This is a genomic window from Micromonospora sp. NPDC047707, from assembly GCF_040704235.1.
In the GTDB taxonomy this organism is placed as follows: domain Bacteria; phylum Actinomycetota; class Actinomycetes; order Mycobacteriales; family Micromonosporaceae; genus Micromonospora.
The window spans coordinates 24,054-46,232 of sequence record NZ_JBEYSU010000012.1; the positions used below are offsets into that span (position 1 = coordinate 24,054).

Here is a 22,179-nt window from a genome sequence, read left to right on the forward strand (position 1 = left end):
TCGACCTCACGTGCCGTCCCCACCGTAGGTTTCCGGTCACCGGTCGTGCTTCTTCCACAGTGCTCGGTTCGGAGAACGGTCCCGTGCCGCGTCTCGGCGTGATCCGGAAACCGGCTCAGCCGGCCGTCGCCGCGCGGGCAGCGGCACCGGCCACCCGGGCCGTCACCGCGGCGGCGGACCGGCGGTGGTCGGCGGCCTCGTCGGGCCGCCCCAGCGCGGCGGCCAGGGCCGCGAGATGCTCGGCGACCGGGCCGAGGGTGAGCAGGCCGCAGCCGGCGCCGGCCAGTTCGTCGGCGGCGGGGAGCAGGTCGGCGTACGTCCGTCGCATCGCGGCGCGGTCGTCCAGGATGAGCGCGGCCCGGGCGGCGAGGCAGAGCCGCGCCTCGCGGAGCAGGTCATGCGGCGACTCCGGCAGCGCGCGCAGCGCGTCGGCGGCGTCGGCGGGACGCTCGGCGGCGAGCAGCGTCAGCGGGCGGACCCACGGTTCGTGCGGCCCCCACGCGTACCCCCGCCACTCGTCCGCGTGCATTCGCAGCGGGTCCACCTCGGCGGTGACCGGGCCGGCCAGGCGCAGCGACAGCAGCGCCAGGGGCAGCAGGCCGTCGTCCATACCGGACATGCCGGCGGACCGCAGGCCCGGCTCGGCGGCCCGGTACGCGGTCTCCGCCGCCGTCACGTCCCCGGTGACGGCGAGCCGCAGCGCGGCGTACCAGCGGGTGAACACGCCGACCAGCGGTAGGTCGTAGCGGTCAGCGAGCCGGTCGGCGGCGTCGGCGTGGGCGTCGGCGGCGTCGAGGTCGGCCAGCGCGCACCGCGCCTGGAGCAGAACGAGATGGCCCAGGACCTCGAACGTCACCAGCTCGTGGCGGCGCGACAGGTCGACCAGTTCCGCCCCGACGGCGGCCCGCTGCGGGGCCAGGCCGGTCCGGGCGAACGTGTGCATGAAGCGGGCGTTGAGGGCGTACGCCAGCAGCGACGGGTTCCCCAGGCGTCGGGCGACGGCCTCGGCCTCGTCGGCGGCGCGGCGTCCCCGGTCACCGGTGGTGCCCCGTACCTCCAGGGCGAGCGTGCTCAGGAGGCGGCTGCGCTGTTCGGCCCGGTCGGCGGGCAGGGCGGCCAGGGCCGGCCCGATGGCCTCGACGACGCGCCGGGACAGGTCCTCGTCGTCGTTGCGGGTCCAGATCGCCGGCACGTCGAAGGCGGTGAGCACCCGGGCGGTCAGCTCCGGGTCGCCGGTCCGCTCGGCGTCGGTGAGGGCGGCGGCGCGGTGCCGGCGCGCCTCGGCCAGATGTCCGGTCACGGCGAGCGCGCGGCCCAGTCCCGTCAACGACGTCAGCCGGGCGCCCGGGTCGTCGCCGCCGATCCGCTGCTGGGCGGCGAGCGCCTCCTGCCACCAGCGCATCGCCTGGTGCGGGCGCGACAGCCGTTCGGCGCGTTCCGCCGCGGCGGCGGCGTACCGGGCGGCGCGTGCGGCGGTGGCGCGGGTGCCGGCCCGGGCGAAGTGGTGGGCGAGCGTGGTGACGTCGTCCGGGTGCAGGCGTTCGACGGCCTCACCGGCGGCGGTGTGCCAGCGGGCACGCCGCGGCGCGGACACGTCGCCGTACAGGGTGTCCCGCACCAGGACGTGGGCGAACCGCAACCGTCCCTCGGTGCCCCGCTCGGTCAGCAGGTCGGCGCGGACGGCGGCGTCGACCGCGTCCAGGACCACCGTCTCGTCCCCGGCCAGCGCGGTGAGGATCTCCGGATCCAGGTCCCGGCCGAGGACGGAGGCCTGCCTCAGCACCGTCCGCGCCGCCTCGGGCAGCTGGGCCAGCCGGTGCCGGACGACGTCGCGGACACCGGCCGGGACGGTGTCCAGCGCCGCCGGTCCCTCGGCGGCGAGCAGCCGCGCCAGTTCCCGGACGTAGAACGGGTTGCCGCCGGTGCGCCGGTGCAGCAGCCGCACGGTGGACGGGTCGACGTCGGCCCCGGTCACGGCCCGGGCGAGATCCCCGGTGGCCGGCTCGTCGAGGCCGTCGAGGTACACCCGGACGGGTTCGATCCGGGCGAGCCGGGCCAGCGTGGCGGTCAGCCCCGGCCCGATCCCGGTGGCGCGGAAGACCCCGACAACGAGCACCGGACCGGTGACCGGCTCCGGCTCGGTCAGCAGCGCGGCCAGCAGGTCGAGGGTGTCCTCGTCGGCCCGGTGCAGGTCGTCGAGGACCAGCAGGACCGGTCTCCGCGCGGCCGCCGCCGTCACGAGCGCCACGGCGGCGCGGTGTCGCCGGAACCGGGCCAGCGCCGGATCGTCGGCGTGCGACACGACCGTTGGCCTGTCGGGCACCTCGGGCGCCAGCGCCTCGGCGACCTGGGTCCACGGCCAGGCCGCCGGCGCGCCCTCGTACTCCGGGTTCCGGCCCCAGGCGGTGGCCCAGCCGGCGTGTCCCAGCCGCGCGGTGAGCGCTTCGGCCAGGGCCGTCTTGCCCGCCCCGGGGCCGCCGGAGAGCAGGGCGATCGCCGGCCGGCGCCCGCGGACGACGTCCTCGGCCGCCTCCGCGAGCCGGGCCTGCTCCGCGTCCCGGCCCACCAGCCCGCCCGGCCGGCCGGCGCCGGCCGGCGCGCCCGCCGGGGTGCCGGTGGCGGGCACGGTCGTGGTGACCCGACCGGTCCCGGCCGCCGGCGCGGGGAGGTCCAGGCCGGGCGCCTGGGTCAGGATGTCGGTCTCCAACCGGCGCAGCCGGCGGCTCGGATCCAGGCCCAGCTCCGCCGCCAGGGTCTCGCGGGCGCGGCGCAGCGCCGCCAGCGCGTCCGCCTGCCGACCCGACCGGTACAGCGCGGTGGCCCACAACCGCCACGCGTCCTCGCGTAACGGGCGGGCGCTGACGTGCTGCTCCAACTCGACGGCCGCCTCGGCGGACCGACCCAGCGCCAACAGGGCCTCGCCGCGCCGTTCCGTCGCCAGCATCCGCAGCTCGTCCAGCCGGTTGATCTCCCCGCGCGCCCAGGGGGTGTCGGCGAACTCCGCGTACGCCGGCCCCCGCCACCAGGCCAGGGCCGCGGCCAGGTGGTCCGCCGCCGACGCCGCGTCCCCCTCGGCCAGCGACCGGCCCGACCCGGTGACGGCCGCCTCGAACCGCCACGCGTCCACGGCATCGGCCGGCACCCGGAGCAGGTACCCGGGCGGCGTGGTCACCAGCAGCCGTGCCGGCTGCCGTGCCGGGCGCCCGGGCTCGAGTGCCCGGCGCAGGTCCGCGACGAAGGTGCGGATCGCGGCGACGGCGCCGTCCCCGGGCGTCTCCCACAGGTCGCCGACGAGCCGGTCGACCGGCACGACCCGGCCCCGGGCCACCAGCAGGCGGGCCAGCACCGCCCGCTGCCGCGGGCCCTTGAGGGGTACGGGTCCCCGCCGGTCGGCCACCTCCAGCGGCCCCAGCACCCGGAACGTCACCGCCGGTGCCCCTGCCAGCCCGGTCATGGCACCCACCCTATGCGCCGCCGATCGGTGTGCCCGGCGCTGGTCACGGCACTCATCCGACGCTCATCGGCTGCTCATCCCCCGGGGGCAGTGTCGATCCCGGCCGGCACCGCGCCGGCCTCCGACACGATCCCGAGCAGAGAGGTGTCCCCGGTGAAGCCGAGGATCGAAGGTTTCGACCACCAGCGCGTCACGGTCGGCGACGGCATGACGCTCCACGCGGCGGTCGGCGGCTCCGGCAGCCCCGTCGTCCTGCTGCACGGCTTTCCGCAGACCCACCTCATGTGGCGGCACGTGGCCGCCGACCTCGCCGCCGACCACACCGTGATCTGCCCCGACCTGCGGGGGTACGGCGAGAGCGACAAGCCCGCGGCGACCGACCCGTCGGTCTACTCGAAGCGCACGATGGCCGCGGACGTGGTCGCCCTCGCCCGCGCGCTGGGCCACGACCGCTTCGCCCTGGCCGGCCACGACCGGGGAGCCCTGGTCGCCGTCCGCGCCGGTCTGGACCACCCCGACGTGGTCACCCACCTCGCCGCGCTGGACGTCCTGCCGACGCTGGACATGTGGGAGGTGATGCGCGGCACCTCCGCCGCGATCGGCTTCCACCTCTACCTGATGGCGCAACCTCCCGGCCTGCCCGAGCAGCTGATCGGGGCCAGCCCCGACGCCTTCTTCGGCCACTTCCTGGACGTTTGGACGCGCGACCCGGACGCCATCCCGGCGAACGTGCGGGACGCATACCTGGCGGCCTCCCGGGCGGCGGTGCCGTCCATCGTCGCCGACTACCGGGCGTCCGCCGGCATCGACGTCGAGCACGACGTCGCCGACCGCGCCGCCGGCACCCGCCTGCGGATGCCGGTGACCGTCCTGCAGCAGGACTGGGGAGCCGCCCTCGGCTTCGACGCCGCCGCCCGCTGGCGAGCGTGGGCGCCCGACCTGCGGCACACCACCGTCTCCTGCGGCCACTTCATGGCGGAGGAGGCACCCGCCGAGGTCGTCAAGGCCCTGCGGGCGCTGCTGGACCGTTAGGGCCGGGCACGCCACGCGGCGAACCCGCCGGCCTGGGCCCACCGCACGGCTCGTCGGTGTCTACGGCCGGCTCCGCACCGCCGTCCGGGCTCCGGACGGCTCGCTCTGGGCCACCACCAGCAACCGGGACGGCCGGGGCACACCGGCGGCGGACGACGACCGGATCGTGCGGTTCCCGCCGGTGTGGGAATGGTGGCTTCCGCGCGCCGTCTGACCCGTCGCGGTCGCCCCCGGAACGGTGCGCCCGCTGGACGGCGCGGGGAGTGGTTAGGCTGCGCGCATGGCAGACGATGCCCTGCGGACCGGACCCACCGGGGTGGCGCCGCCGTCGCTGGACGAGCCGATCGTGGCGGCCGTCCGGCAGGTGCTGGCGGCGATCCCCGCCGGCTGCACGTGGCTGCTGCCGGTGGCGGGGCCCGACGACCAGGTCGTCGACTTCCGGATCGCGGCGACCAGTGACAGGGTGCGCGACGTCTACGGCCGGGGCGCCGGCCGGGTGGGGTCGCTGCTCAGCGAGCTGTATCCCACGATGGTCGGCGGACCGCTGTGGAAGGCGTACCTCCAGGTCCTGGCCACCGGCGTGCCGGACCGCCTGCCCGGCTTCCGGTACGAGGGCCGGCAGGCCGGTGTGGTCGCCGACTCGATGTTCGACGTCAGCGTGCACCGGGTCCTGGGTGGACTGCTGGTGTGGTGGCAGCGCCTCGACGAGTCCCGGCGCCGGCTGGAGCGTACAGAGCTCCTGGGCAGCCTGGGCTGGGCCGAGTACGACCTGGTGACCGGCCTCAGCGAATGGTCGCCGGGCATGTACCGGATCTTCGACCGGGACCCGGCTCTGGGGCCGATGTCCCGGGCCGAGCAGGCGGCCGCCGTCGTCGCCGAGGACGTGGGGCTGCGGGAGGCGGCCTGGCAGACGATGGACAGCGGCGTGGCCTCGGATGTCACCGTCCGGTTCCACACCGGCGACACGGTGAAGCACCTGCGGATCCTGTCCGACGTGGCGCGCGACGCCGACCGCGCCCCGGTGAAGATCTACGCCGTGGTGCAGGACGTGACGGCCCGGGTGGACTCGCAGACCGCCATCGAGCGGCTCAGCGACCAGTTGCGCAGCCGGGAGATGACCGCGCTGGCGGAGCATCGCCTCGCCGGACAGTTGCAGAATCTCATCCAACCCGTACCCCGCGAGCCGTTCCCGCTCGCCGGGCTGGAGGTGCTCGTCGGTTACCTGCCGGCGGAGAGCGCCGTCCGGGTGGGTGGCGACTGGTACCACGCGCAGACCCTGCCGGACGGGCTGGTCGCGCTGGCGGTGGGCGACGTCGCGGGGCACGGCCTGGACGCGGCCAGCGGCATGGCCCACCTGCGGTACGCGCTGGTGGCCTGGCTGTCGATCGGCATCCGCGATCCCGGGGTGCTGCTCGGTCACATGAACCGGCTCTGCGGTCAGCTGGCCGTCACCGGCACCGCCGTGGTCGGACTGTACGCCCCGGCGAGCCGTACGCTGTCCTGGGCGCGGGCGGGTCACATGCCTCCGCTGCTGTCCCGGGCCGGGGCGACGAGCGAACTGGACCGGCCGGCCGGGCTGCTGCTCGGGGCGGACGCGGGCGCCGCCTACCCGGTGGCCACCGTCCGGTTGCGCGGTGACGACCTGCTGCTGTTCTACACCGACGGGCTCGTCGAGCGCCGGGTGGGCGACAATCCGGACCTGCTCGCCCCGGTGCTCAGGGGGCTGTCGGCCGTGTCCCGGGAGCCGGGCCCGCGGACCCTGCCGCGGCTGCGCGAGGTGCTGCACCGGCCCAGCCCCGACGACGACACCTGCACCCTGGCCGTCCGCGTGCTGCCCTGACCGTGGTCACCGGCGGAAGCGGACGCGTACCAGGGTGCCCTCCGGACTCGCCGAGACGGTCGCCTCGTCGCAGATGCGGGCGACGATCGCCAGGCCCCGCCCCCGGATGGCGTCGGCCGCGGGCATCTCCCCGGGGACGCTGCGCAGGCCGCCCCGGTCCACGACGTCGCAGACGACGTCGTCGGCCGCCGTCCACACGCGTACCAGGCCACCGCCCTCGGTGTGCTGCAACGTGTTCGTCGCCAGCTCGCTGACCGCCAGCCCGAGCAGGTCGACCCGGGTGGGGGAGAGGCCGCCGGCGAGCGCCCGGGCGCGGACGAACGCGCGTACGGCCGCCAGGTCCTCCGGTCGGGCGTACGGCATCGACTCGGCCGGGGGCGAGGGTGCCGCGAGCTGGTGGTGGGCGGCGTCACACGCCGGTCGGCCGCTGGTCACCGCTGCTCCGAACCGTGATCGTCCGCCGGTTGGCGCAGCAGCTCGCCCACCCCGGTGAGGTCCAGGACGCGCGCGACGCCGCCGACGGCGTTGACCACGTACAGCCGGCCGCCGGCGGCGAGTGCCGCGTGGTGGGCGGTGACCAGGCCGTGCACGCCGCTGGAGTCGAGGAAGTCCAGGCCGGCCGCGTCGACCACCACGACGGGGCTGTCGGCCACCGCCGCCAGCAGCACGGACGTCAACCGCTCGCGGACGGCGAGGTCGCACTCGCCGGACAACCACACCGTGACGCGCCCGGCGTCGCTGGACGTCGTCGCCTCGAAACGCGCCATGCGGCAGCTCGCCCTCCCTGAACGGCGACCGTGGCCGTTCGGGGACATGATGTCATTCACCGGCGCGCCGTTGCGGCCCGCGGCGACCGCTGGTCAGGAACTGTCCGCTTCACGACCTGCCGGCCGCCCGGTGGCGCGACGGATCGGGCCCTCCGCGCGCGGAGGGCCCGATCACCGTCCCGGTCAGGCGCGGGACCACTTCTGGTTGGCGCCGCCGGTGCAGTCCCACAACTGGAGCCGGCCGCCGTTGGCGCTGACCCGGTCCCGGACGTCCACGCACCGGTTGGAGCTGAGGTTGACGAGGTCGCCCGAGCCGTTGAGGGTGAACCGTTGCGCCGGGTTTCCGTTGCAGCTGACCAGGTTGACCTCGGTACCGTTCGCCGTGCCGGCCCACGCCGGGTCCATGCACTTGCCCATGGCCCGCACCGTGCCGTCGGTGGCGAACGTCCACGCCTGGGCGGCGGTGGTGTTGCAGTCCCAGATCTGCAGCTTGGCGCCCTCGACCGGGTTCGCGCCGGGGATGTCGATGCAGCGGCCGCTGTGCTGGCCACGGATGCGCGTGGTGGTGCCGCCGCCCGAGGTGTAGCCCGAGACGCGGACGTAGTCGACGAGCATCTGCTGCGGGAACTGGGTCGAGGCGTCCGGGTAGCCGGGCCAGTTTCCGCCGACCGCCACGTTCAGGATCATGAAGAACGGGTGGTCGAACACCCACCGGTCACCCCCGAGCCGGCTCGGGTCGACGCGGTGGTACTCGACGCCGTCGAGGTACCAGATGATCGAGTTGGGCTCCCAGTCCACCCGGTAGGTGTGGAAGGCGTCGGCCAGCGGCTGGCCGATGGTGCGGCTGCCGGTGATGCCCCCACCGCCGGAGTACCCCGGGCCGTGGATGGTGCCGTAGACCGTGTTCGGCTCCCGGCCGATGTTCTCCATGATGTCGATCTCGCCGGCGGCCGGCCAGCCGACGCTGCCCATGTCGTTGCCGAGCATCCAGAACGCGGGCCAGATGCCCTGCCCGCGCGGGACCTTGATGCGGGCCTCGAAGCGGCCGTACGCCTGGGTGAACGTGGCGGCGGTGAGCAGCCGGGCGGAGGTGTACTCGCACCGGCCGTAGTGGCACTGGTAGTTGGCCGGGTTCTCGCGGCGTGCCGTGATGACGAGGTTGCCCTGGCCGTCGTGTACGGCGTTGCTGGTGCTGTTGGTGTAGTACTGCCGTTCGTTGTTGCCCCAGCCGTGGCCGCCGATGTCGAACCGCCACCGGCTCTGGTCGACCGGCGTGCCGACGGGGGCGTTGAACTCGTCCTGCCAGGTGATCCCGCCGATGGCGGCGGTGGCCGGGCCGGCGGGCGCGGGCAGAACGAGGGACGCGGCGAGTGTGACGGCGGCGACGGCGGCGACGAGCAGTCGCCGCCCGAGGGGACGGGCTCTGCGCATGGGGATCTCCGTGGTCGGTGGTGGACGTCGGTCTGTGCACGGGCCTCCACCGCGGCGCGCCGTCACCGTGGAGAGGGGCCTGAGAGCGCTCTCCTGAGCGAAGTCTGTCGATGCCCGAAACATCTGTCAAGACTGTTACCAATGCATGTCCGGCCGGCGCCGGAGGTTGCCCGGGACGCATGGCCGATTCGGCTCCGGGTACGCGTCGAGCGGCCGCAGCACGCCACGCGGCCGGAGTGTCGGCAGCCGCCGGGAAGGGGTGGACCACGATGAAGGTCCGCAGCTCGCTGCGTTCGTTGACGAGGAAGATGAACTCGATCGTGGTGCGCCGTCGCGGTCGGGTCTACGTCATCAACAAGGCCGATCCGCGACAGAAGGCCCGACAGGGCTGAGCCGCGCCCCCACGATATTCGCGCTGGCGGTGCCGTCCGCCGGGCCGTCGCTACCGGTCGAGCTTGCGCCGGTCCTCGCGGACCGCGTACCGGATGGCACGGACGGTCGCGTCCGGCGCGAAGATCAGCGCGTACCAGCGGTCGAGCATCGCGCGGAGTTCGGCCACCGTCAGCTGGAGCCGGCGGGCCCGTTCGTCGGACGCCCGCAGCAGTTCCCGTGCGGACTGTGCCTCCGCCTCCAGTTCGGTCACCCGCGCGCGCATCGGCTGCACCAGCGTCAGGGCGGTGTCGGTGAGCATGTCCGCCGCCTCGGCCCGGAACTTGCCGCGCTGCACCACGACGGCGGCGATGGCGGCCAGGCCGCCGGCACCACCGAGGACGCCGAGGACCGACAGCACGATCTGCACCCAGTGGGGGGCGGCGTTGGTCGCGGGCGAGGGTGTCACGGGAGCCTGCCGAAGATGTCGCCGGGACAGGATTGTCGCGGCCGGGCCAGGACACGGAGGTCACGCACGATCTCCGCCGACCGCCACCACGACCCGATCGCCACCGCGGTGACGAAGGACGCGGCCGCGACGGCCATCCGGCCGGAGAACGCCGCCAGCGAGACCGCGTACATGCCCGCGAGGGTGCCGAGCATCAGCATCGACGCCAGTTCGATGCCCAGAGCGGTGGAACACCGGCCCGGCCACAGCAGCCCGGCGAGCCCGACCAGTCCGGCCACGACCAGCCCGAGCTCCCAGCCCAGGCGAACCGGCCCCGGCATGGCCACCTCCACCGACGGTGGACGGACCTCCAGGGTGATCATCAGGACGCCGCACACGGGAGCGGTGACGACGACCGCGTTCTGGAACGGTTGTCGGTTACGCCAGATCCGCATCTTCGGCACCGCGGCTCCTCCCGCCGGATCCGCCGCCGCTCGGCCTGCTCCGAAGGGTCGGCTCGCGCGGTAACGGGATGTGACGGCTCGCGTCGTTGGTGGCCGGTACTCAAGTCATATCACCCGCACGCGTGGCCACCAAGTGTCAAGACCCGACAATGCGCAGGTCAAGAGCGTTCTGGCGGGGGCCAGCAGGCCGCCGCCGGCATCGCCGGCCGGGGTTGCGCCACGTCGCTGATCGTCACGGAGCGTCGATGATGGACGGGTGCGGTGCGTGCGATGTGGAGGGGCCAGGGTCGGTTGTCGAGGCCCTCGACCGAGGACGTCGACCCCCGGCCCTAACCGAGGATGTCCAGGGTGGGCAGGGGCAGCCCGGGCAGCGACGACTCGGCCGGATCCGCACTCAGGTCCGGCAGGACCGGCAGTTCGGGCAACGGCACCACGACCAGCGGCGACGAGGACGGCCGTGGCGACGGCGGCGGCGTCGACGCCGGTGCCTGCGGTCCGCTGCCGCCCGGGGGCGACGGCGACGTCGTGGTCGGCGTAGCCGACGGGCCGGGGGCCGCGGGCGTCGGCACCGTGACGACCGGCGCGGGGCGCAGCGCGTCGATCTCCGCGGCGAGGCGGCGGGCGGTGGACGGGTCCTCGACCGACGCGAGGCGCCGCCGTGCCTCGTCGAGCAGGTCCCGTGCCTCGTCCGGGCGGCCGGCGGCGAGGGCGGACCGGGCCTGCCGGATCGTGTCCTCGATCAGCCGGACCTCGGCCCGCTCCGGGTGCAGCACCTGGGTCAGCGCCCACAACGGACTGCTCGGCCCCGCCTCGCGGCTGCCGATCCCGAGCCCGGTGACGACGCCGGCGAGCACGACGGCGGCGGCCGCGACCCGGACGAGCGGCCGTCCGAGCCGTACCCGTCGGGGCGACGCCGGCGGGAGCGCGGGCACCGCGGGGCGGACCGGCTGCTCGTCGACCGCGTCGCCGAGGTCGTCACGCCAGGCGGCCAGCATGGCGGCGAGGTCGTCCCCCTCCGGCGCCGGGTCACCGCGGCCGAGCGCGTCGAGCAGCTCGTCGTCCCGGGCGATCGCCGCCAGGTCGATCTCGCCGCCGCTCTCCGGCGTCCGCCCGCTCATGCTGCCACCTCGCCAAACGCGTCCCCTGCCAGGGTACGGAGGCGGGCCAGCGCCCGGGACTGGGCCATCCGTACCGCCGCCGCCGTCATCCCGACGATCGTGCCCACCTCGTCGGCGGAGAGCCCGACCGCGACCCGGAGGAGGACGATCTCGCGCTGCATCTCGGGCAGGCGGTCGAGCAACTCGGACAGCCGGCGGGCCAGGTCGGTGGCGACCGCCCGCTGCTCCGGGCCCGGATCCGCGTCCGGGTGCTCCGGTGGCGCGTCGTCGGCCGTGACGGTGGCGGCGCGTACGGCGGCGCGGTGGGCGTCGGCGACCTTGTGCGCGGCGATGGCGTAGACGAACGCCGAGAACGGCCGCCCCTGATCCCGGTAGTTCGGCAGGGCCCGCAGCACCGCGAGGCAGATCTCCTGGGCGACGTCGTCCGCGGTGGTGTACGCCCCGCCGATGCGGCCCAGCCGGGCCCGGCAGTAGCGCACCAGCCCCGGGCGGAGGCCGGCGAGCAACGCCGCGACGGCGGCGCTGTCACGGCGGGCCGCCCGGCGGACGAGCTCGGCCTCGGGCTCGGTCGTCGTCGTCATCGGATTGGAAGACACCTCTGTTACCGGCGAGTTAACCGGCACGCTATCGAGCCCGGCCCGGTTTGCCTAGCCCGACCAGGGTGGCCGCGTGGCTGCGCAAAGTAGTTGTTGCGTTCGGGCCGACGGCCGCGATGTCTCCAGTAGCGAGGTGGGGAGGCGACGTGGGCGTCGAAGTGGCCGTACGGGGACTGACGAAGTCCTTCGGTGGTCAGCCGGTCTGGTCGGACATCAGCCTGACCCTGCCGGCCGGCGAGATCTCGGTGCTGCTCGGCCCGTCCGGCACCGGGAAGTCGGTGTTCCTCAAGACCCTGGTGGGGCTGCTCCGGCCCGACCGGGGGGACATCCTGATCGAGGGCCGCAACCTGCCCCGGCTGCCGGAGCGCGAGCTGTACGAGGTGCGGAAGCTGTTCGGCGTCCTGTTCCAGGACGGTGCGCTGTTCGGCTCGATGAACATCTACGACAACGTGGCCTTCCCGCTGCGCGAGCACACCCGCCGGTCGGAGTCGGAGATCCGGACGGTGGTCACCGAGAAGCTCGACATGGTGGGCCTGGTCGGCGCCGAGAAGAAGCTGCCGGGGGAGATCTCCGGCGGGATGCGCAAGCGGGCCGGGCTGGCCCGGGCGCTCGTCCTCGACCCGCAGATCGTGCTCTTCGACGAGCCCGACTCCGGGCTCGACCCGGTCCGCACCGCGTACCTGAACCAGCTCATCATCGACCTCAACCAGCGGACCGAGGCGACGTTCCTGATCGTCACCCACGACATCAACACCGCCCGGACGGTCCCGGACAACATCGGCCTGATCTACCACGGCCACCTGGCCATGTTCGGGCCCCGGGAGATGCTGCTGTCCAGCACCGAGCCGGTGGTGCGGCAGTTCCTCAACGCCCAGCGGATCGGCCCGATCGGCATGGCCGAGGAGAAGGACGCCGAGGAGTTGCAGGCCGAGGCGCAGGCCGGTGCCGAGCTGCCGCCGCTGCCGCCCATCCCGGTGCAGCTCCAGCCCTCCGACGGGCGGCGCCGGCGGGCCGAACGACCGCCCGGCCAGTGGTGCCGCGACCACGGTGTCGTCCCGCCGCCCGGCTCCTTCGCCGGGCCGGACGGACGGCCGACCGTCGAGCTGCCGCCGGTCCTCACCCGCGACGGGGTGCCCGGATGAGCGGCCCGGCGGTCCGGCGCGAGACCGGCCACTTCTTCGCCTTCTGCCTGGACACCCTCCGGGGACTGGGCCGGCGGCCTGTGCAGGTCCGCGAGTTCGTCCAGCAGGCCTGGTTCATCAGCTCGGTGTCGATCCTGCCGGCGGCGCTCGTCTCGATCCCGTTCGGCGCGGTGATCGCGCTCCAGCTCGGCTCCCTGGTCCGCCAGCTCGGCGCGCAGTCCTTCACCGGGGCCGCGTCGGTCCTGGCCGTCGTCCGCGAGGCCGGGCCGATCGTGACCGCGCTGGTGATCGCCGGCGCCGGTGGCTCCGCGATCTGCGCCGACCTCGGCTCCCGCCGCATCCGGGAGGAGCTCGACGCGATGCAGGTGCTCGGCATCGACCCGATCCACCGGCTGGTGGTGCCGCGCGTGCTCGCCTCGATGCTGGTGGCCGTGCTGCTCAACGGCCTGGTCAGCGTCGTCGGGGTCAGCGGCGGCTACCTGTTCAACGTGGTCATGCAGGGCGGCACGCCGGGCGCGTACCTGGCCAGCTTCCAGGCCCTCGGACAACTGCCCGACCTGCTGGTGGGGGAGGTGAAGGCGCTGCTGTTCGGTGCCGCCGCCGCGCTGATCGCCTCCTACAAGGGAATGACCGCCAAGGGCGGCCCGAAGGGCGTCGGCGACGCGGTGAACCAGAGCGTCGTGCTCACGTTCATGGCGCTGTTCGCCCTGAATTTCGTGGTCACCGCCGTGTACTTCCAGGTCGTACCGCAGAAGGGGAGCTGACGTGCCGGCGCTGCGACACCTCGACGACCTCGGCGGGCAGCTCGCCTTCTACGTGCGGGCGTTCGCCTGGACGCCGCGCACCGTACGCCGGTACAAGCGGGAGGTCGTCCGCCTCCTCGCCGAGGTCAGCTTCGGTACCGGGGCGCTGGCGGTGCTCGGTGGGACGGTGGGCGTCATCTGCTTCCTCACCTTCTTCACCGGCACCGAGGTGGGACTCCAGGGCTACCAGGCGCTCAACCAGATCGGCAGCAGCGCCTTCACCGGCTTCATCTCCGCGTACTTCAACACCCGGGAGATCTCGCCCCTGGTGGCGGCGCTGGCCCTGTCGGCGACGGTGGGCTGCGGGTTCACCGCACAGCTCGGCGCGATGCGCATCTCCGAGGAGGTCGACGCGCTGGAGGTGATGGCGGTGCCCTCGCTGCCGTTCCTGGTCACCACCCGGATGATCGCCGGGTTCATCGCGGTCGTCCCGCTGTACGTGATCGGGCTGCTCTCCAGCTACCTCGCCACCCGGACCATCGCGGTGTCCTACTTCGGGCAGTCGGCCGGCACGTACGACTACTACTTCCACCTGTTCCTGCCGCCCGGGGACGTGCTGTGGTCCTTCGGCAAGGTGCTGGTCTTCAGCGTGATCGTCGTCCTGGTCCACTGCTACTACGGCTACACCGCCAGCGGCGGGCCGGCCGGCGTGGGCATCGCCGTCGGCCGCGCCGTCCGCCTGGCCATCGTGGCCGTCAACATCGTGGACTTCTTCCTGTCGCTGGCCATCTGGGGCGCGACCACCACCGTCCGGATCGCGGGGTGACCATGAAGAATCGCATCCTCGGCGTCGTCTTCATCGCCGTGCTGACCGCGGCGCTGACCGCCTCCGTCCTCCACTACCACCGGGCCTTCACGCCGGTCGCCCGGGTCACCCTGCACACCGACCGCGCCGGGCTGCAGCTCAGCGACGGCGCCGACGTCAAGGTACGCGGCGTCGTCGTCGGCGACGTGCGCTCCGTACGCAGCGACGGCGGCGGGGCCACCCTGCGGTTGGCGCTCGACCCGGCCCTGACCCGGCGGATCCCCGCCGACGTGACCGCCCGGCTGCTGCCGAAGACGCTCTTCGGCGAGCGGTACGTCGAGCTGGTTCCGCCCGAGGCGACCAGCGCCGGACCGATCCGCGACGGCGCCGTCATCACCCAGGACCGCAGCCGTACCGCCGTCGAGCTGGAACGGGTCCTCGACGAGGCGCTGCCCCTGCTCCAGGCCGTCCGCCCCGACCAACTGGCCGTGACGCTCGGCGCGCTGGCCGCCGCCCTCGACGGCCGCGGCGAGCAGCTCGGCGCGAACCTCGACCGGCTCGCCGCCTACCTGAAGCAGCTCAACCCCGCCCTGCCCACCATCGAGGAGGACATCCGGACGCTCGCCGTCGTCCTCGACGGGTACGACGCGGCGCTGCCCGACCTGCTGGCGCTGCTGCGGGACGTGACCGTCACCGCCCGTACCGTCACCGACCAGCGCGGCCAGCTCGCGGCGTTCCTGGCCGGGACCACCGGCACCGCCGACGTCACCCGGGGGTTCCTCGACCGGCACGGCGACCAGCTCATCCGGCTCGGCCAGGTCAGCCGGCCGGTCCTGGAACTGCTCGCCGCGTACGCCCCCGAGTACCCGTGCCTGATGCGAGGGCTGGTCGCCCTGCAACCGCGGGTCGAGGAGGTGTTCGCGGGCGGGCGGATGCGCATCACCCTGGAGGTCACCCGGGACGGCGGCAAGTACGAGCGCGGGCGCGACGAGCCGGTCTACGGCGCCGGCGGCGGACCGGACTGCCACGGGCTGCCCCGGCCGGGGACGCCCGCCCCCGAGGTGCCGATCGACGACGGGTACGACTACTCCGGCGACCGTCCCCGCCCGCTCCTGCCGGTCGGCGTACCGGCTCCGGGCGCCGCCGCCCCGGCCGCTCCGGTCGAGATGGGACGCGCCGGCACGAAGGAGGAACAGGACCTCGTCGGCCCCATCGTCGGCGCCGTCACCGGCACCCCGCCGGTGGAGGTGCCCGACATCGCGGTCCTGCTGTGGGGTCCGCTGCTGCGCGGCGCGGTGGTGAACACGCGATGACCGGGAAGACCACCGCCTCGCTGCTCAAGCTGAGCCTCTTCGCCGCCGTGACGCTGCTGCTCACCGCCCTGCTCGCGCAGACCCTCGGCGCGTTCCCGGCCGGCGGCGCCACCTACCGCGCCCGGTTCACCGACGCCACCGGGCTGCTGCCCGGCGACGACGTGCGCATCGCGGGCGTCCGGGTCGGACAGGTCCGCGACATCCGGGTGGTCGACAACACCGTCGCCGAGGTGTCCTTCACCGTCCGCGACGACGTTCCGCTGGCCACCGGCGTCCGCGCCAAGATCCGCTACCGCAACCTGGTCGGCCAGCGCTACCTGGCGCTGACCGAGGGCCCCGGCGACCGCCGTCCGCTGCGACCCGGCGGGCTCATCCCGATCGGGCAGACCACTCCCGCGCTGGACCTGACCGTGCTGTTCAACGGGTTCCGTCCACTGTTCACCGCGCTCGACCCGCAGGACGTCAACAAGCTCGCCCACGAGATCATCCAGGTGCTCCAGGGGGAGGGCGGCACCGTCACGAGCCTGCTGGACCGCACCGCGTCGCTGACCAACACGCTCGCCGACCGGGACGCCGTCATCGGCCGGGTCGTCACCAACCTCAACACCGTCCTCGGCACCCTCGCCACCCGCGACCGCGAACTCGACCAGACGATCCGGCAGCTGCAGCAGTTCGTCTCGGGACTGTCGGCCGACCGGACCGCGATCGGCGAGGCGCTGGTCAGCATCGGCGACCTCACCACCGCCACGTCGGCGCTGCTGGAGGACGCGCGACCACCCCTGGCGGCCGACATCCGGGCCCTCGACACGCTCGCCGGCACCCTCAACCGCAACGCGGCCGTCATCGACGGCACCCTCGGCCGGCTCCCCGACCGGTACCAGTCGCTGACCCGGGTCGCGTCGTACGGGTCGTGGTTCAACTTCTACCTCTGCGACTTCGACGGCCGGGTCACGGCCGGCGGGCAGACCCTGAATCCCGTGACGTTCAGCGCCCCGGCCGCCCGGTGCGCGACCGGAGGCAGCCGATGAGACCGTTCCGGGAACGCAATCCCGTCGCCGTGGGCGCCGTCGGCCTCGCGTTGGTCGGTGCCACCCTGCTCGGCGCCTTCCAGTTCGACCGGCTCGCGGCGCTGACCGGGCGCGCCTACCAGGCGGCGTTCACCGACGCCAGTGGGCTGGCGGTGGGCAACGAGGTGCGCGTCGCCGGCGTGCGCGTCGGCAAGGTCACCGCCGTGGAACTGGCCCGGGACACCCGCCCGTACGTGCGGGTCCGCTTCCGGGTCGACGACGACGGCGTACGCCTCGGCGACCGGACCGCGGCGACGATCCGGATCAAGACGGTGCTGGGGCAGAAGTACCTTGCGCTGGCGCCCGACGGCGGGGGACGGCTGCCCGAGGGCGCGCAGATCCCCCTCGAGCGCACCGCCGCGCCGTTCGACGTGGTGCAGGCCGTCACCGGCCTCGCCGACACCCTCGACACGATCGACACCGACCAGCTCGCCGCCGCCTTCGCCACCCTGTCGGAGACGTTCGCCGACACCCCCGGCACGGTCAACGCCTCGCTGGTCGGGCTGTCCCGGCTCTCCCGTACCGTCGCCGACCGCGACGCCGAACTGCGCTCGCTGCTGGCCCGCGCCCGGACGGTCACCGACGTGCTCGCGACCCGGGACGAGGAGTTCCGCGCGCTGGTCACCGACGGCGAGGCGCTCCTGGCGGAGGTGCGGCGCCGCCGGGACGCCATCCACGAGCTGCTCGTCGGCACCAACGACCTGGCCACCCAGCTGTCCGGTCTGGTCGCCGACAACCGGGCCCAACTCGGTCCGGCCCTGCGCCAGCTGCGGGACGTGATCGCCATCCTGCAACGCAACCGGGACGACCTCGAACTGACCGTCCAGCGGATGGCACCGTTCGTCAGCGCCTTCGCCAACGTGGTCGGCAACGGACGGTGGTTCGACTCGTACGTGCAGGGGCTCGTCCAGCCGTTCCAGCCCACGACGGGAGGACGCTGATGCCCGACACCGTACGCCGTTGGCGCCGGCCGGTCGCCGCCGCGACCGTGCTGGTCACCGTGGCCGCCGCTGTCGCGGTGCTGCGTCCCGGCACGCCGCCCCGCCGGCTCGTCGCCCACTTCACCGGCACGGTCGGCGTGCACCCGGGTTCCGACGTGCGGGTGCTCGGCGTCCGCGTCGGCGAGGTGGTCGAGGTGCGACCGCAGGGCCGCACGGTCCGGGTGACCATGCGCTACGACCGGGAGGTGCAGGTGCCGGCCGGCGCGCAGGCCGTGGTCGTCCCGCCCAGCGTGGTCAGCGACCGCTACGTGCAGCTCACCCCCGCGTACGCCGGCGGCGCCGTGCTCGCCGACGGCGCCGAGATACCCGTCGAGCGCACCGCCACCCCGATGGAGATCGACGACATCTACCGGGCGCTCGACGACTTCAACCGTGCGCTCGGTCCGCGGGGCGCCAACGCCGACGGCGCCCTGTCCGATCTCGTCGCCACCGGCCGTGCCAACCTGGAGGGCAACGGCGACGAGCTGCACGACACCCTCGACGGGCTCTCCCAGGCGTTGACCACGCTCGCCGACGGGCGGCGGGACCTCTTCGGCTCGGTGGCCAACCTGCAACGCTTCACCACCGCCCTGGCCCGCAGCGACCAGCAGGTCCGGGCGTTCAACCGGCAACTGGCCGAGGTGGCCGCGCAACTGGCCGGCGAGCGGGACGAGCTCGCCGCCGCGCTGCGCAACCTGGCGACCGCCCTCGCCGACGTCACCACCTTCGTCCGGCAGAACCGCGACCTGCTGACCACCGACGTCGCCGCCCTGGCGGACGTCACCGGCGTGCTGGTCCGCCAACAGCAGGCCGTCATCGACATCCTCGACGTCGCCCCGCTCGCGCTGAACAACCTGGCGCTGGCCTACAACCCCCGGTCCGGAACGCTGGACACCCGCGACAACGTCCTCGGTCCCTACGATCCCGCCAGCTTCGTCTGTTCCCTCCTGGTCGACCAGACACCCGCGACGGTGCCCGCGACGTGCACCGCCCTCGCGCAGACCCTGCACGCCCGCAAGCTTCCGATGACCGACCAGCTCCGGAAGCTGCTCAAGCTGCCGCCCGGCGCGACCCGCCCGGCGCCACCGGCCACACCCTCACCGGTGGCGCCCGGCGCGGCGGTGCCGTCGCCCGCGCCGGGCGGCCCCGACCTCACCCTCGGCGGCATCCTGCGGGGGCCGGCATGACCCGCCGGATGCGCCGCACCCTGGCCGCCACCCTGGCCGTGGCACTGCTGCCCGCCGGCTGCGGGTTGCCCGAGGTGACCGAACTGCCGCTGCCCGGCGGAGCGCCCGACGGCCGCGGCTACCGCGTCACCGCCGAGTTCCGCGACGTGCTGGACCTGGTGCCCCAGGCGGCCGTGAAGGTGGACGACGTCACGGTGGGCAGCGTCGAGAGGATCTCGCTGTCCGGCTGGACCGCGCAGGTCGTCCTCCGCCTCGACGCCGACGTCCGACTCCCGGCCAACGCCACCGCCGCCGTCCGGCAGAGCAGCCTGCTGGGGGAGAAGTACGTGACGGTGGCCCCGCCGTCCGGCCCGCCCGCCACCGGTGCCCTCGCCGACGGCGACGTCATCCCGCTGTCCCGCACCACCCGGGGCGTCGAGGTCGAGGAGGTGCTCGCCGCCCTCGGCCTGCTGCTCAACGGTGGCGGCCTGGCCCAGTTGCGCACCATCAACCAGGAACTCGCCACGGCCCTCGACGGGCGGGAGCCGGCGGTGCGGGACGCGCTGCGGCAGCTCGACACCTTCATCGGCGGCCTGGAGCGGCAGAAGACCGACATCGTCCGGGCCGTCGAGGCGCTCGACCGGCTGACCGGCCGGCTGGCCCGCCAGCAGCAGGTGATCGGTGCCGCAGTCGACTCGCTGGCCCCCGGCCTGACCGTGCTGGAGGAGCAGCGGGCCCAGCTCACCGGCGTCCTGACCGCGCTCGGCGATCTCGGGCGGGTCGGCACCCGGGTGGTCGAGAGCAGCCGCGCGGACACCGTGGCCAGCCTGGAGGCCCTGAAACCGATCCTGGAACAGCTGGTGCGCGCCGGCGACGACCTGCCGAAGTCCCTCGACTTCATGCTGTCGTACCCGTTCCCGCCGAACGTCACCGGCGCGATCGTCGGGGACTTCGTCAACCTGGCCGTGACCGCCGACCTGGACGCGGCCGGCATCCTGGCCAACCTGGTGGCGGCGGCCCCGCCGCCCGCCCGCCCGGCCGCCCGGCCGGGCCCGCCGGCCGCACCACGCCCCCCGGGCGGCGTCCCCGTGCCGAAGCCCGGCGGCACCGGGAACCTCGACCTGCCCCTGACCGAGTGCCTGCCCGACCCGGACGACTTCCCGGCGACCTGGGTCCCGCCGGCGAAGTGCCTGCTGCCCGAGGGCTGCACGCTGCTCAAGCCGGGTTCGCCGGTGCCCGTCGGCGGGCTGGTCCTCCCCAAGGGACTGGTGCCGGCCGGAACGGCGTTCCCCGAAGGGACGGAACTGCCCGCCGGAACCGTCCTCACCGCCGACTGCCTGCTCCCGGTCACCGGCGAGATCCTCGGCCAGGTCGGCGACCTGCCGGACGTCCTCGGAGGGGGGCTGCTGCCGTGATCGGACGATCGACCCGGCTCAAGGTGCTCGCGTTCGTGGTGGTCAGCCTGCTCGGCGTCGCCTACGTGGGCCTGCGCTACGTCGGGCTCGGTGACACGCTGCTGGGCGGCGGGTACCGCGTCCACCTCGACCTCGTCCGGGCCGGGGGGATCTTCCCCCACGCACCGGTCACCTACCGGGGTGTTCCCGTCGGCCGGGTCACCGCCGTCGAGCTGCGCGACGGCGGTGTCCGCGCCGACCTGCGGATCGACCGCGGCGTACGGATCCCCGACGACCTCCGTGCGGTGGTCGCCCAGCGCTCCGCCGTCGGAGAGCAGTACGTCGACCTGCGGCCGGAGCGCGACGGCGGGCCGTACCTGCGCGACGGGGCGGTGATCCCGGCCGACCGGACCGGCGTGCCGCTGCCGCCCGAGGTGCTCCTGACGAACCTGGACGCGCTGGTCCGGTCGGTCGGCCCCGAGGACCTGGCCGTGGTGATCACGGAACTCGGCACCGCGTTCGAGGGCAACGAGGCGGCGCTGGCGCGGCTCCTCGACGCCGGCGACGCGCTGCTCGCCGACGCCACCGCCGCGCTGCCGGAGACCCTCGCGCTGATCCGCGACGGCCGGACCGTCCTCCAGACCCAGGCCGAGTCGGCGGAGGCCCTGCGCCGCTGGGCCGCCGACCTGGCGGCGCTCGCCGCCACCGTCCGGGCCGCCGATCCCGACCTGCGCCGGCTGCTCGCCGCCGGACCGCCCGCCGCCACCGAGGTCACCGCGCTGCTGCGGGGACTGGAACCGACCGTCGGCACGCTGCTCGGAAACCTGGTCACCGTCAACGGCATCGCCGCCCGGCGGCTGCCGAACATCGAGCACCTGCTGGTGGTCTACCCGATCACCGTCTCGGGCGGCTTCACGGTCACGCCGGGCGACGGCACCGCCCACCTCGGCCTGGTGCTCAACGCGAACGACCCGCCGCCCTGCCGGTACGGCGACGGCGGCCGGCAGTGCGGCGCGAAGGACCGGGCGGCCGGGGCGGGCGTACGCGGGTCGGCCAACGCGCCACGGGCGGGTGGCCGGGCGGCTCCGGCCCCCGCCGCCCCGCCGCCCGCGTACGCGGCGGGATTCGACCCGGCGACCGGGCTGGTGCTCGGCAGCGACGGGCGGCCGTTGCAGTTCGGTGCGGCCGGCGGCCAGTACCGGATGGCGGGGGACCAGTCGTGGAAGCACCTGCTGCTCGCCGGGGTGACCCCGTGACGGACCGATCGAAGGAGGTGGCCGTGCCGACCCGGAGGGACCGCACGCTGAAGGTGATCAAGGGAAGCAGGTCCGGTGCGGCCGGGCGGCCCGCCCAGCGCCGGGTGGTCCTCCGGCCGGTGCGGACGCCGATCGAGGACGTGCTCGAGCGGATCGACCAGGAGCCGGCCGAGGACGCGGCGGTCGGCGGCGTCCCGACCGGGACCGCCGATCCGGAGCGGGTCGAGGACCGGCCCGACGCGGCCGACGCGCCCGGCGACGATCCCGCGGCGGCGGACGATCCGGCCCCGGCGTCCGCCGGTCCCGGCCGCCGTCGCCTCCTGGTCGGGCTGCTCGTCGCCCTGCTCGCCGGGTCCCTCGCCCTCGCCGGCCTGTACGGCCACCGCTGGTACGGGCACCGGGCGCTGGAGGAGGCCCGCCAGGGCGCGCTCGCCGCGGCCAAGCAGACCAGCGTCGACTTCGTGTCGGTGAGCGCCGCCAGTGTGGACCGCGACCTCCAGCGGATCGTGGACGGGGCGACCGGCGAGTTCAAGGACGAGTTCACCCGGGGCCAGGCGCAGGTCCGGACGGCGGTGGTGGAGAACAAGGTCGAGTCGCGGGGTTCCGTGTTGCGGGCCGGCCTGGTCTCCGGTGACCGCCGCCGGGCGGTGGTGCTGGTCGCCGTGGACGCCACCGTCAAGAACGCGAAGGCGCCCGCCGGCCGGGCGGCGCACTACCGGATCCAGCTGGACCTGGTCCACGACCGGGACTCAGGTCAGTGGCTGGTGTCCCGTCTGCAGTTCGTCGGGTGACAC

At 74.6% G+C, this 22,179-nt stretch carries 21 protein-coding genes; 13 read left to right on the plus strand and 8 right to left on the minus strand.

The features are described from left to right. Positions 1-115: 115 nt before the first annotated feature. The gene (locus tag AB0873_RS15640) at positions 116-3,454 is read right to left on the minus strand and encodes a BTAD domain-containing putative transcriptional regulator (RefSeq protein ID WP_366600436.1); all 3,339 of its coding nucleotides are present in this window, start codon (positions 3,452-3,454) and stop codon (positions 116-118) included. Between the two features lie 153 nt (positions 3,455-3,607). Between AB0873_RS15640 and AB0873_RS15645 the strand changes: the two genes are divergently transcribed. Together AB0873_RS15645 and AB0873_RS15650 are read left to right on the plus strand one after the other, a co-directional pair. Then, the gene (locus AB0873_RS15645) at positions 3,608-4,486 is read left to right on the plus strand and encodes an alpha/beta hydrolase (protein WP_366600438.1); all 879 of its coding nucleotides are present in this window, start codon (positions 3,608-3,610) and stop codon (positions 4,484-4,486) included. Positions 4,487-4,766: 280 nt separating this feature from the next. Continuing rightward, positions 4,767-6,326 (plus strand): PP2C family protein-serine/threonine phosphatase, encoded by a 1,560-nt coding sequence (locus tag AB0873_RS15650; RefSeq protein ID WP_366600439.1) that lies wholly within the window; start codon positions 4,767-4,769, stop codon positions 6,324-6,326. A gap of 6 nt (positions 6,327-6,332) precedes the next feature. Here the strand turns inward: AB0873_RS15650 and AB0873_RS15655 are convergent, their stop codons facing one another. From AB0873_RS15655 to AB0873_RS15665, 3 genes are all read right to left on the minus strand, one after another. Further along, complete coding sequence (locus AB0873_RS15655) at positions 6,333-6,761, minus strand: ATP-binding protein (RefSeq protein WP_366600440.1); 429 nt, start codon at positions 6,759-6,761, stop codon at positions 6,333-6,335. Further along, positions 6,758-7,093: an STAS domain-containing protein gene (locus AB0873_RS15660; protein ID WP_155331679.1), complete on the minus strand. Its 336-nt coding sequence runs from the start codon at positions 7,091-7,093 to the stop codon at positions 6,758-6,760. The genes AB0873_RS15655 and AB0873_RS15660 overlap by 4 nt, the downstream gene beginning before the upstream one ends. A gap of 183 nt (positions 7,094-7,276) precedes the next feature. After that, complete coding sequence (locus AB0873_RS15665; RefSeq protein ID WP_366600441.1) at positions 7,277-8,524, minus strand: family 16 glycosylhydrolase; 1,248 nt, start codon at positions 8,522-8,524, stop codon at positions 7,277-7,279. Positions 8,525-8,793: 269 nt separating this feature from the next. Between AB0873_RS15665 and rpmJ the strand changes: the two genes are divergently transcribed. Beyond that, a complete protein-coding gene (gene rpmJ, locus AB0873_RS15670; protein WP_155331681.1) occupies positions 8,794-8,916 on the plus strand; it encodes a 50S ribosomal protein L36 in 123 nt (40 codons plus the stop codon). 50 nt (positions 8,917-8,966) lie between these two features. Here the strand turns inward: rpmJ and AB0873_RS15675 are convergent, their stop codons facing one another. The 4 genes from AB0873_RS15675 to shbA all read right to left on the minus strand — a co-directional run bounded on the left by AB0873_RS15675 (position 8,967) and on the right by shbA (position 11,504). Further along, the gene (locus AB0873_RS15675) at positions 8,967-9,314 is read right to left on the minus strand and encodes a hypothetical protein (protein ID WP_366600553.1); all 348 of its coding nucleotides are present in this window, start codon (positions 9,312-9,314) and stop codon (positions 8,967-8,969) included. A gap of 44 nt (positions 9,315-9,358) precedes the next feature. After that, the gene (locus tag AB0873_RS15680; RefSeq protein WP_366600442.1) at positions 9,359-9,805 is read right to left on the minus strand and encodes a hypothetical protein; all 447 of its coding nucleotides are present in this window, start codon (positions 9,803-9,805) and stop codon (positions 9,359-9,361) included. A 329-nt stretch (positions 9,806-10,134) separates the two neighbouring features. Next, entirely contained in the window at positions 10,135-10,923 is a 789-nt protein-coding gene (locus AB0873_RS15685; protein WP_366600443.1) for an anti-sigma-D factor RsdA, read from the minus strand. After that, complete coding sequence (gene shbA / locus AB0873_RS15690; protein WP_155331684.1) at positions 10,920-11,504, minus strand: RNA polymerase sigma factor ShbA; 585 nt, start codon at positions 11,502-11,504, stop codon at positions 10,920-10,922. Before shbA ends, AB0873_RS15685 begins: the two co-directional genes overlap by 4 nt. A 161-nt stretch (positions 11,505-11,665) precedes the next feature. Here shbA and AB0873_RS15695 point away from each other — a divergent pair, with 161 nt between their 5' ends. The 10 genes from AB0873_RS15695 to AB0873_RS15740 are packed head-to-tail and all read left to right on the plus strand — an operon-like array spanning position 11,666 to position 22,176. Beyond that, positions 11,666-12,661 (plus strand): ABC transporter ATP-binding protein, encoded by a 996-nt coding sequence (locus AB0873_RS15695; protein ID WP_366600445.1) that lies wholly within the window; start codon positions 11,666-11,668, stop codon positions 12,659-12,661. Next, positions 12,658-13,425 carry an ABC transporter permease gene (locus AB0873_RS15700; protein ID WP_366600446.1) on the plus strand — a complete coding sequence of 256 codons (768 nt, stop codon included), beginning with the start codon at positions 12,658-12,660 and terminating at the stop codon, positions 13,423-13,425. Before AB0873_RS15695 ends, AB0873_RS15700 begins: the two co-directional genes overlap by 4 nt. A gap of 1 nt (position 13,426) precedes the next feature. Then, positions 13,427-14,230 (plus strand): ABC transporter permease, encoded by an 804-nt coding sequence (locus tag AB0873_RS15705; protein ID WP_155331687.1) that lies wholly within the window; start codon positions 13,427-13,429, stop codon positions 14,228-14,230. Positions 14,231-14,232: 2 nt separating this feature from the next. After that, the gene (locus AB0873_RS15710; RefSeq protein WP_366600554.1) at positions 14,233-15,522 is read left to right on the plus strand and encodes an MCE family protein; all 1,290 of its coding nucleotides are present in this window, start codon (positions 14,233-14,235) and stop codon (positions 15,520-15,522) included. Then, the gene (locus AB0873_RS15715) at positions 15,519-16,550 is read left to right on the plus strand and encodes an MCE family protein (protein WP_366600447.1); all 1,032 of its coding nucleotides are present in this window, start codon (positions 15,519-15,521) and stop codon (positions 16,548-16,550) included. Before AB0873_RS15710 ends, AB0873_RS15715 begins: the two co-directional genes overlap by 4 nt. Next, a complete protein-coding gene (locus tag AB0873_RS15720) occupies positions 16,547-17,530 on the plus strand; it encodes an MCE family protein (protein ID WP_366600448.1) in 984 nt (327 codons plus the stop codon). The genes AB0873_RS15715 and AB0873_RS15720 overlap by 4 nt, the downstream gene beginning before the upstream one ends. Continuing rightward, positions 17,530-18,756 (plus strand): MCE family protein, encoded by a 1,227-nt coding sequence (locus tag AB0873_RS15725; RefSeq protein WP_366600449.1) that lies wholly within the window; start codon positions 17,530-17,532, stop codon positions 18,754-18,756. Before AB0873_RS15720 ends, AB0873_RS15725 begins: the two co-directional genes overlap by 1 nt. Continuing rightward, the gene (locus tag AB0873_RS15730) at positions 18,753-20,150 is read left to right on the plus strand and encodes an MCE family protein (protein WP_366600451.1); all 1,398 of its coding nucleotides are present in this window, start codon (positions 18,753-18,755) and stop codon (positions 20,148-20,150) included. Before AB0873_RS15725 ends, AB0873_RS15730 begins: the two co-directional genes overlap by 4 nt. Continuing rightward, positions 20,147-21,385, plus strand: a complete 1,239-nt coding sequence (locus AB0873_RS15735) for an MlaD family protein (protein ID WP_366600452.1) — start codon at positions 20,147-20,149, stop codon at positions 21,383-21,385. The genes AB0873_RS15730 and AB0873_RS15735 overlap by 4 nt, the downstream gene beginning before the upstream one ends. Then, a complete protein-coding gene (locus tag AB0873_RS15740; protein WP_366600453.1) occupies positions 21,382-22,176 on the plus strand; it encodes a hypothetical protein in 795 nt (264 codons plus the stop codon). The genes AB0873_RS15735 and AB0873_RS15740 overlap by 4 nt, the downstream gene beginning before the upstream one ends. Positions 22,177-22,179: the final 3 nt, after the last annotated feature.